Genomic DNA, 10,260 nt, shown 5'->3' with positions numbered 1-10,260 from the left:
CCGGGCAGCGAGCGGCTCACCGGTGCGCAGCTCGACCGGCTCACCCATCACGTCAGCATCCTGACCATCAACGGCGACAGCTATCGGCTGAAGCAGCCGGCCGGGCGTCGGCGCTTTGTCGCCAGGGCGGAGCAAAACCAAGCTACCGAGATCATCGACCCCGAAAGCGGCAAGGTCACCACCGCCTGCTCGACGACATATCGTCAGGTCCACATCAACAATGACGTACTTTTATTCCGCCCCGCTGGCCTGGAATGCGACCGCCGTTGACAGTTGCCGGGGAAGTAATCAACGCCACCGCGCGGTTCCGTTTGCGCTGGTCGCGGGAAGGGTGATGGTGACGCTCCTGTATGCCGGGGTCATTGCCCCATGCTGGCGTGGGGTGTTCGGTCTCGCCGATAGCGAGCGACCGGTCGGCGATCTGCTCGCGCGCTTTTATGGCAACGGGGTTGCGCGTGGCGCTGAGACGGCCGCCGCACTCACTGTGCTCGGGACGCTCGTCAGCCAGTGGATCACCGCGCCGCGCCGCGCCGCGCCTCGTTCTTGCGCTGGCGCGGGCCGGGCAATTGCCGGCGCTGGCAGGACGCCTCGCGCCGCGGCTGCGGACACCCGACTTCGCGATTCTGACAACCGGGGCGGTTGCCATCGCGCTTGCGCTGGGCGGGGATTTCGTGAGGACGCTTGCTGCATCGAGTGCATCGCGACTTCTGATCTTCGTAGGCTGCGCCGCGGCCCAGTTACGGCTGCGGCGTGAGGCTGGCGCGCCGGGGGCGCGGTTCCGCTTGCCGTTGGGCGCGGCTGTGGCCACCTTCGTCCTTGTCGCCTGTGGTGCGTTGTTGGCCGCCGCTTCAGCCGAGCTGGCGCGGGTTGCTGTTTTGATGCTCGTTGGAGGGTTGCTATGGCTGATATCGAACGGGAAACGCTTGTTTCGGCGCACGCGATAGCCGCCGCGGGCCTGTCCGTCGCGGCCTGCGGTCCAGTGCTCGGCGCGGAGGTCGCTGGGGTGCGGATCGACAGTCCGATAGATGCCGAGGTGGCGGAGGCGCTGCGCACGCTGCTACTGCGACACAAGGTGCTGTTCTTCCGCGACCTCAATCTCAATCATGACCAGCATCTCGCGTTGGCGCGGGTGTGGGGCGTGCTCGAGGGGCATCCGGTCATCAAGCATGTGCCGGGCTATCCCGAAATCCTCGACATCCGCGGATCGGAAGGGCGCGTCGAGGACAACGTTGGGAACCAACGCTTCCAGACGCTCGACAAGTGGCATGCCGATGTGACGTTCCGCGCGGCCCCCTCGATGGGGGCGGTGTTACGCGCGCGCGAGATTCCAGCGACCGGCGGGGATACGCTGTGGGCCGATGCCGCCGCGGTCTATGCCGGGTTGCCAGAAGACGTGAAGGCGCGGATCGCCGGGCGCACCGCGACACACGATCTGTTGTTCGACTTCGGCGATCGTGTCGCGCCCGAACGCCGCGCCGCGATCGCCGCCGAATTTCCGCCGCGACATCATCCAATCGTGCGCGTGCATCCGGAAACCGGCGAGCGGGTCCTGTTCGTCAATGCGAGTTTTACCAGCCGGATCGACGGCATGGACGATGTCGAAAGCTCCGAGCTGCTCGCGTATCTGCTCGATCGGTTCAAGGTGCCCGAATATCAGGTCCGCTTCCGCTGGACGCCGAATGCTGTCGCGGTGTGGGACAATCGCGCCACGCAGCATTACCCGGTCGCCGATTACTGGCCGGCGCGTCGCCGCATGGAACGAGTAACGATCCGCGGGGATACGCCATCCGGCGGGGGCGAGGCGTAAGGTCTGATTACAAGAGTCAGAACCTGGGAAAGTTCGAAATTGGCGGGAATAAGAGCGCCAGCAGGGCGAACAGCGCAACCGCCACTAGCGTCGCTCCGACGAGAATAATCATCTAGCCGTTCAAGGGGGAAACTATGCGCGGTCTTATCACAATACTGGCTTGCGGCGTGACATGCATCGCCGCGGCGGCGGACGCCGAGGACAGTAATGCGGATCGACTGTGCAGCGAGCGCCCGGGCCTGACCACGAGCGCTTGCATCACCGCGCCAGGCCGCCTCCAGAGCGAAACCGGGCTGGCCGACTGGACGCTGGCGCGGGGTGACGGCGAACGCGCCGATACCTTCCTCATAGGTGACACGCTGATCCGTTACGGCATAGGCGGCAAGACGGAACTCCGCTTTGGCTGGACACCCTACGGCTTCGAGCGCGACCGCCACGCGGACGGCAGCGTCGAGCGCGCCGGCCGCGTTGGCGACGCCACCGTCGGCGTGAAGACCTCGATCGTAGAACGAAAGGAAGATACCGGGCTGGCGATGTCGATCATAGCGACCGCGCTGTTACCGGTCGGGCGTCGGCCGATCGGCGCCGGGAACTGGGGCGCCTCATTCCAGCTTCCAGTTACCTACCGCACCTCGGACAAAGTCTCGCTGCAGGTTACCCCGCTCGTTGCTGCGGCGGTGGACGATGACGGTCGTGGCCGCCATGCCCTGTATGGCAGTGCGGTCGAGATTGAATACTCGCTGAGCGAGGCGGTGAAGGCTGCCGTCAGTGCGCAGCTGACGCGCGACGACGATCCCGATCCAACGGTTCGTGGCACGCCGGCGCTCAGCAGCGTCGCGTTCTCCTGGCAGCTAAGCCACAACCTCCAGCTTGATCTTGGTACCAATGTAGGCTTGAATCGGGCTGCGCCCAATTTCGAGATTTTTGCTGGCGTGTCGCACCGATTTTGAGCGCGTAGCGCCGCATGATCCAGTTCGGTAGGCGGACGTGCAGCAGATCCGGTGAGACTGGACGTGCGTCCGCTTCAGATGGAGCCAGCCAGGAGTGGTGGTTACGCCCCCAACCGGGTAATCTGCATATAGAAACCATTAACCCGCCACCCTCGAGCCCTTGTGCAAATGCCGAGAGCCCCCTTGCCATCCAAAGCAGGCGTTTACGTGCGGTCTTGCGCAGTTTCGCTCCACGACGAAGGTCTAGCTGGTTTAAGGTGATGCCGGTCGTACAAGCGTCTGAACTGTCGGGGAGAGTGCGCGATGAGAGCCATGGTCCGGGTGTTTGCTACGCTGTTATGGCTTTTCATCCCTTCGACAAGTTGGGCAGAGGATCAGTTCAAGGTGCTCGTGATCGCTACGCCGAGCAAATACCATTACGAGTATATTCCTATCGTACGCGAGAGCCTCGAACGTTTGGCACGGCTTCACGCGTTCGGGATCACCTGGACGAATAATCCCGAGGTGTTCGACGGTGACCTCCATCAATACGCAGCGGTCCTGTTTCTGAATACACCGGCTGAGCAGCTGACGGCGGCACAGCGCCGGCACTTTGAAGACTATATGCGCACCGGCGGCAACGCCATGGTGGTGCACCGCGCCGCGATCGTCCCGCCCAATGCCTGGCCCTGGTACGAGAAGCTGGTCGGACGCTCCTTTACCAATCATCCCATGATCCAGACCGCGGTCGTCACGGTCGCGGACAAGGGGTTTCCGGCGACGTTTGGCATTCCCGACCGCTGGATCTGGAGCGACGAATTTTACGTCACCGCCAATCCCTATGACATCCGGATCGATCCCGTTCTGAAAGTTGAGGAGGCGAGCTACGACCCCACCAGGATATGGCCCGGCCAGGTCGGCAAGCGGATGGGGGATCATCCGGAGGCATGGTTTCGCTATTATGAGAAAGGACGCGTGTTCGTCACCCTCCTCGGCCATACCCCCGACATGTATCGGGACGAACGGTATCTTCAGCATTTGCTGGGCGGCGTCTATTGGACGGCTACAGGGTTGGGACGACAGTATTAATTTGTTCGCAAGACGTGCTGTTCTGCCTCGAGGCGTGCGCCTTCAGCCAGCTACGAGGGTAGGGCGAACGAACGGCTTCCGGAAGCGCGATCTGCAACGCGCCGCATGATCCGGGTCACGCTGCGTCGATCGGGTTGCGCGCGCGGCGGCGGTGATCGATGATGCGGCTGCCGCTGGAGACCGCCATGACCGATGACACGCCGCCGCCTGACAGCAAGCTCACCCGCTCGAAGCAACGCTGGGCGAGCGAGCATAAGTTCATCACGGGGGAAGAGGCGGGCACCCTGCGGGAGCGCCTGCCGCCGGGCCAGCATCTCGTACACGACTGGCCGGTGCTCGACCTGGGCCGTCAGCCCGACGTGGCGGTGGAGCGCTGGGCGCTGGTAATCAGCGGCCTGGTCGAGCGGCCGGTGACGCTCGACTGGTCCGCTTTCATGGCCCTGCCACAGCGGCGGACGCGATCGGATATGCACTGCGTGACGACGTGGTCGCGCTACGACAACGCCTGGACGGGGGTTGCCACGCGCGACCTGCTCGACCTCGTCCAGCCGCGCGACGAGGCGGCCTTTGTCCTGCTGCACGGCTATGACGGCTATACCACCAACGTACCGCTCGCTGACTTCGCGGACGAGTCGGCGATGGTCGTCCATAGCTGGGAGGGCAAGCCGCTCACCCGCGCGCATGGCGGCCCCGCGCGGGTGCTGATCCCGCACCTCTATCTGTGGAAGAGCGCCAAGTGGATCCACGGGATCGACTTCCTGGATGCCGACAAAGCGGGATTCTGGGAGATCAATGGATATCACATGCGAGGCGATCCGTGGTCGGAAGAGCGCTATTCGTGAGCAGCAGGTTCAGCGTTTGCGTTGGCACTGTTCGGAGTAACCTGAACGATTGTCCGAAGCCGGCCATCCAAGAGAGACCGCTAGCGGCCGCATCTCGGTCAAAGCGATTCTAGAACGTCTGCATCCGCGCAGGCAACGGCATGCTGGGGGTGGCAACCCGAGAACCGTACACCAATCAGGCTGACGGACGCTTGAAGCCCATCAAAACATTGCCTTCGGTCGATAGGTAATTGCGATTGTAATCGAACCTCGGCGTGTCCGAAAACAGCAGGTAGTAATACTTCATCTGCTCTGACCACCAATAGCCGGGGCAATGGTCGGCTTGGCGCTTGGGGTCTCCAGTCACGTCGGCGAGATCGGTGTAGCCGTATTCGGCCTTGTTCCAGCGCTTCATCGCTAGAAAATGCACTCGGCCGATGTCGCGCCAGCGTTGATCCCAATCGATGAGCCACAAGGTGAAGGCGGCATCCACCAGCTCCGGCCGCAGCGCGTTGGCAAGCTGAGTGGGCGCGGCAGTCGCGTAGTCATAGCCCTCCGGCAGGACACCGAACCGCTTCTGCACCTTGGCCCAACTTTCCGTATAGGCTGCACCCAGCTTCATCGCGCCGCCCTGCGCGAGCAGGCCGCCGTAGAAGGAGGCGAGTTCGTCCTGCTCGGTGCCGACGATCACACCTGTTTCGAAATCGACGTCGGCGAACCACAGGCTGCCGTCCTTCCAGACTTGCTGGTGCTTCAGGATCGCGGCGGTGCACACATGATACATCCGCCTGCATTCGGCATCGCCGAACAACTGCCAGCTGTCCCACAGATATTCGAAGAAGCTGTCGCAATAGGAGCCGATGGTCGCTTGCCGCGAACGCCATTTGCCGCTCAGCACGTCTATCTTGGTCGCGACCAGATCGAGTTTCGAGCGACGCTCGAACACCGCCACGATCGCCTTCCTTGCCGTCGCGGCGTATTTCGGATCGCCGGTCAGGCGGCTGAGCGTACCCCACTCGGGCAGATAGGTCGCGATATCGGCAGGGCTGGTGAGTGGCTCACGCACCGCGCCGGTCTTCAGATTGATGAAGCGATAGGGCATGCCGGTCGGGGTCGCAAAGGCTGGCAGAAGCCTGTCTGCCAGATCGCGCGCCTTGGCCAAAAGCACCGCGTCGCCACAAGCATGGTGAGCGGACAACAGCCCGCCAACGAGGCGGATCGAGGTCTCGAACACCGAAACCTCGCCATCGACGTCCGCGTCGAAATTGCCCTTCACCCAATCCACGCCGTCTTGGAACCGGCTGTCCAGGCCCATCACCCATAGCGTATCGAGCGCTTCGATCAGGCTGAGGCCGAGATGATGCGTCTTGAGCGGGAAGCTGGAAAAGCTGCCGCTGACCGGCTTGATCTCATCCTTGCCCCAGGCGTGCTCCCTGTACCGATCCCAGGACCAAGCCATCTGCGCTTTCACATCCTCGGCGAGCGCGTGCCAGTCGGTTTGAGCGCTGGCCAGGGCCGGGCGTATCGCGGCCGCGCCACCAAGCGCGGTTGCGCCCGCCAATACCCTTCGCCGATCGATCAGCATCGCCGCCTTCTCCTTCGAGCTTTAGTGATGGCCTAGCGGCGAAAGTGCCGCTTCGCCAATGCCGAAGCGGGCCATCGGTGTTCGGAATCGTCCGCCGAAAAATGGTCGACGTAGCCAGAATCCTGCTAATACTTCCGGCGGTAGGCTGCGTCGCTCGTCGCCAATCGGCTCTAAGCATAGAGATAGCGAGGTTCGCGTCCGGGCGCGGAGCCTTCGCAGCGTGACCGCGTTGCCCGGTCATGTGTTGGAGACGATAGATGGCAGGCACCGAAGACGGCGTTTCCCGGCGCGCAGCGATGACGTCGCTTGGCGTGGGCGCGCTCGGCATAGGCGGAGTGGCGCTGGCACAGGACGCGAGCCGGCCACCTGTCGACCTAGGCACCGTCCGGGGCGGCAATGTCTTGTTCCCACCCCCGCAGGCGAATAGCGAGGCGCAGCCCGCGCCTCCGCCGAACGCCGATGCGCCGGCCGATCGAGTCGGTTTCGCAATCGTCGGGTTGGGGAAGCTGGCCCTCGAGCAGGTGCTCCCTGCCTTTGCCCAAGCCAAACATGCCCGTCCCGTGGCGCTGGTCAGCGGATCGCCTATCAAGATGGCAGCGGTCGCAAAGCAGTACGGCATCGCGCCCGACAGTTGCTATCCCTATGCCGACATGGCGCGCTTGCGGGACAATCCTGCGGTGCATGTAGTTTATGTAATTACGCCGAACGCCCTGCACCGCCAGCACGTGATCGCGGCGGCCGGAGCGGGAAAGCATGTGCTCTGCGAAAAGCCGATGGCGCCCTCGTCGTCCGATTGTCATGCGATGATCGAGGCCTGCCGCGGTGCCGATGTGAAGCTGATGATCGCGTACCGGATGCAATATCAGCCGCACGCGCGCGAGGCGATTCGCCTGGCGCGAAGCGGTGCGCTCGGCTCGGTGACGTTGATGGACATGATCAACAATCAGAACCAGGGCGACCCAGCACAATGGCGGCAGATCAAGGCGCTTGCGGGTGGTGGTTCGTTGCCCGATGTCGGGCTCTATTGCCTCAACACCGCGCGGGCGGTGTTGGGCGAAGAACCGGTCGAAGTCAGCGCACAGATTTGGTCGCCAACCGACGATCCACGCTTTCGCGAGGTGGAGGACAATGTCGCCTTTACGCTGCGATTTCCCTCCGGTGCGATCGCAAACTGCATGTCGAGCTACAGCACCCACCGGATATCGCGACTGAAGCTGATTGGCGGCGATGCGTGGGCCGAGATGGAGCATGCCTTCGATTATCAGGGGCAGGATCTGCGCGTTACGCGGCTTGTCGACGGCAAGGATCAAACTGCTGAGACCAGCATCGACGTCAAAAACCAGTTCGCGCTAGAGCTCGACCATATGGCGCAATGCGTCCGCAAGAACTTGTTGCCCCGCACTCCCGGAGAGGAGGGCGCGCAGGACCAGCGGATAATGGAGGCGATCTACGAGGCAGCCCGCACAGGACGGACGGTGCGGCTGGCCGCGGTGCCAGGTCGCGACCGCTTTCGCGGACCTGAGCCTCTTCCGGAGTAGCGCACTTGAAAGTGGTTGGGCGGACACTCCGACATACGATTGCGGGGTGGCACGCACGCCGTCACACTGACGTCGTCAATGGTCGGAGCCGAGCCGCCTGTTCGACTAGTTGGGGTTTGAGGGTTACAGCTCGATCTTCGAACAGGAAGACAATCGCGCGAAGGTGTTCGAGCCAATCTTCAATGCGAAGACCTCGATCCTCAAAATGCTGCGTCGGTTAAGCCTTGTCCGTAATCCAGACGCACACTACAGTATCGTCACGATAGAAAGTTTTCTCGATCTTTCAACCGAGGGCGGCGTCTGTAAGCGCGGATAAACGCGGTGAAGTGACCGCCATGACATCCGATGACTATGGCCCGGGCTGTCCTCGCCCGATGATTTTATGCCAAGAAGTTCGAGAATAGCTAACAGGACGTACCGCGTTATGGCTATATGTCCGGATTTGCCGGGCTGAAATCGCGACTTACTCAGCCATGCCAGGTCGCTAAAGCACCCGCATCGGCGCCGTTTAGGATGCAGATGACCAAATCTTTCGAGTCTCTAGCTGATACCTTATCTCCTCGACCTTCCTACAAGGCCGGACCCAACTCCACTTGAGGGGAGAAGAGACCCGCTTCAGGATGATTAAGCCTCTGACCGAGTAACGGGTTGACGGCAGGGATTTAGAGCAACTATTTCAGCTGCGCTGACAAAATTGAAACCGAGATGATCAAGTTGCAGATTTGAGATCGATAACGAGATGGGAGCGGTAGGGACACGCCGGCCACGTCTCAAAAGCCACGATGAAACTCCGACTGCGACACCAACTGAATGACCCACCCGTCGCCAAAGGAAATCAATATGAATGTCGTTTTGCTTGCGGTGGCTTTGTCCCTTTCTGCTGCGGCCAATGCGCAGGGGGGCGGTACTTCGTCGCAGCCCGAGTTGACCAAGCCCATCAAGGAAAAGAAGGTCTGTCGGCGAGAGACGTCCACGGGATCGATCATGCCCAGCTCGACGTGCCATACCGCCGCGCAGTGGGCTGCGATCGATGCGGCCAACGGCGCTGATCTGGAACGTCAGCGGGACCGATCAATGGGGCAGCACGGTTTGGGGAGATGAGCAGCCCGTACCGGGGCGCGCGGCGAACTTAGTTCATTTTTACCTTCGCCGCCATCGCAGCGCGCGGGTGGAGTGAAGCAGAACCGGAAGCCGGCAATGACGGTGTCGCGGCTTCTGGGGCCGATGGGTGGTACCCGAGCTCGGGGGGCGCACCGCCCCCAAGGCTGCCGCGGTGCCCCGATCGTGACCCTCGCTTGAGATGCCTGAAATCATGATGGCGCATCTTGCAACTGCCGCCGTCAGATGGACAATGCCGCAAGCTCGTAAGAATTCGAAGACTTGTGCGTCCTCGTCCCCCACGCCACCGGTCCGGTTCTGCAGGACAGAATGATCCGCCAGCTCTGAAATCCGGCGATCGACACCATGCCCTTCGGCAAAACCGAGAACGAGAAAGAACGGGCCGCACCCGGAAGAGTGTCGCTCACGCGCGGACATGGCGAGACAGATCAGGCTCACGACAGCGCCGACGAGTTTCGACGACAGCAACGATCCGTCGTTCCGAATGACGCAGGGCAGTAGCCTCTCGCCTTCCGGTCTGTCGATGGTGCGTCTGGCCCGTCCGATCACGCGCCGGGACATTTCGACAGCCCAACGCCGGTACGGTGTATGGGAGTGACAAGGTAGCGGGCTTCGTCGTCCACCACGTTCCGATTGGGCTGTAGGCCGGGCGCCGCTTCGGAACGGGGAACGTCGATGTCGGTTTCTCCTCGGCACGACGACGCGAGTCAGCGCGGTATCGCGACTCCACCCTTCCGGCGCAACCAAGCGTCCGCCTTGTCCAGTGCGGCCTGATCATCGACATCGATCCAGTCGACGTCGCTGCAATCGAGGGTTAACGCACGCCCATGCTGTGCGAGTATGCGCATGCCCTCGGTGATCGAGGGATCGTCCAGACCGTGCAGTGCGGAAAACAGGCCAGCTCCGATCGCGAACACGCCCGTATCGAAGCAGTCGTAGGCGACGAGCCCCTTGCCGATCGCCACGATCCGCTCGCCTTCGGTCCGGACGCATGTGACATCGTCCAGGTCGACCCAGTCGCTGCTGATCCGACGGTCGATCGCTAACCGCGCCGCGCCAGCAGCGCCAGCTTCAGCGGTGCGACGGTAGAGTTCGGGGTCGACCAGATGATCGCACATCACCAGCAGCGCCTCCCGACCGGCGGCATGCCCTTCCGCCGCAAGGAGCGAGACGCCGTTTGGCTTGCGGTAATCCTGGGTTCGCACCGTCTGGACAGTGATCGGCCACGTCGTCGACGCGATATGCGCCTCGATCTGTTCGGCACCGTAACCCAGCACCACTACCACATTCTCCAGTCGGGCCTCCGCCAGACCGACGATCGCATGATCGATGAGCGGTCTACCTCCGACCGGGCAGAGAGGCTTGAGCGGGG

Annotated in this window: 8 protein-coding genes and 2 pseudogenes; 6 read left to right on the top strand and 4 right to left on the bottom strand. The window is 62.6% G+C overall.

The window, feature by feature from the left end:
- From RH91_RS23555 to RH91_RS01865, 5 genes and pseudogenes are all read left to right on the top strand, one after another.
- Positions 1-183: pseudogene (locus RH91_RS23555) on the top strand (ATP-binding protein); the annotation flags it as partial.
- 715 nt (positions 184-898) lie between these two features.
- Complete coding sequence (locus tag RH91_RS01880; protein WP_010160801.1) at positions 899-1,807, top strand: TauD/TfdA dioxygenase family protein; 909 nt, start codon at positions 899-901, stop codon at positions 1,805-1,807.
- 134 nt (positions 1,808-1,941) lie between these two features.
- Entirely contained in the window at positions 1,942-2,757 is an 816-nt protein-coding gene (locus tag RH91_RS01875) for a transporter (protein ID WP_081469486.1), read from the top strand.
- 303 nt (positions 2,758-3,060) lie between these two features.
- On the top strand, positions 3,061-3,825 hold the full coding sequence (locus RH91_RS01870) for a ThuA domain-containing protein (RefSeq protein WP_029623520.1): 765 nt from the start codon (positions 3,061-3,063) through the stop codon (positions 3,823-3,825).
- Between the two features lie 185 nt (positions 3,826-4,010).
- Entirely contained in the window at positions 4,011-4,667 is a 657-nt protein-coding gene (locus RH91_RS01865) for a sulfite oxidase-like oxidoreductase (protein ID WP_010160797.1), read from the top strand.
- 175 nt (positions 4,668-4,842) lie between these two features.
- On the opposite strand, the gene RH91_RS01860 is transcribed toward RH91_RS01865, so the two are convergent.
- Entirely contained in the window at positions 4,843-6,231 is a 1,389-nt protein-coding gene (locus tag RH91_RS01860) for a glycoside hydrolase family 47 protein (protein ID WP_037478452.1), read from the bottom strand.
- A 257-nt stretch (positions 6,232-6,488) separates the two neighbouring features.
- Between RH91_RS01860 and RH91_RS01855 the strand changes: the two genes are divergently transcribed.
- Positions 6,489-7,769, top strand: coding sequence for a Gfo/Idh/MocA family protein (locus tag RH91_RS01855; protein WP_010160795.1), 1,281 nt, complete (start codon positions 6,489-6,491; stop codon positions 7,767-7,769).
- Positions 7,770-8,539: 770 nt separating this feature from the next.
- Here the strand turns inward: RH91_RS01855 and RH91_RS22975 are convergent.
- The 3 genes and pseudogenes from RH91_RS22975 to RH91_RS01840 all read right to left on the bottom strand — a co-directional run.
- Positions 8,540-8,809, bottom strand: a complete 270-nt coding sequence (locus RH91_RS22975; protein WP_010160793.1) for a hypothetical protein — start codon at positions 8,807-8,809, stop codon at positions 8,540-8,542.
- 89 nt (positions 8,810-8,898) lie between these two features.
- Positions 8,899-9,009 (bottom strand): annotated as a pseudogene (locus RH91_RS23550) (integrase catalytic subunit); the annotation flags it as partial.
- 586 nt (positions 9,010-9,595) lie between these two features.
- A partial coding sequence (locus RH91_RS01840; protein ID WP_010160792.1) for an NTP transferase domain-containing protein occupies positions 9,596-10,260 on the bottom strand: 665 nt, incomplete at its 5' end.

Source organism: Sphingomonas sp. PAMC 26617 (genome assembly GCF_000242835.1).
Lineage (GTDB): Bacteria > Pseudomonadota > Alphaproteobacteria > Sphingomonadales > Sphingomonadaceae > Sphingomonas.
This window is presented reverse-complemented; position numbering and strand designations above follow the sequence as displayed.

Bases quoted from the DNA above. Each gene is read 5' to 3' on its own strand.
- RH91_RS01875 (WP_081469486.1), top strand. From the start codon at position 1,942: ATGCGCGGTCTTATCACAATACTGGCTTGCGGCGTGACATGCATCGCC.
- RH91_RS01855 (WP_010160795.1), top strand. From the start codon at position 6,489: ATGGCAGGCACCGAAGACGGCGTTTCCCGGCGCGCAGCGATGACGTCG.
- RH91_RS01880 (WP_010160801.1), top strand. From the start codon at position 899: ATGGCTGATATCGAACGGGAAACGCTTGTTTCGGCGCACGCGATAGCC.
- RH91_RS01860 (WP_037478452.1), bottom strand. From the start codon at position 6,231: ATGCTGATCGATCGGCGAAGGGTATTGGCGGGCGCAACCGCGCTTGGT.
- RH91_RS01870 (WP_029623520.1), top strand. From the start codon at position 3,061: ATGAGAGCCATGGTCCGGGTGTTTGCTACGCTGTTATGGCTTTTCATC.
- RH91_RS01865 (WP_010160797.1), top strand. From the start codon at position 4,011: ATGACCGATGACACGCCGCCGCCTGACAGCAAGCTCACCCGCTCGAAG.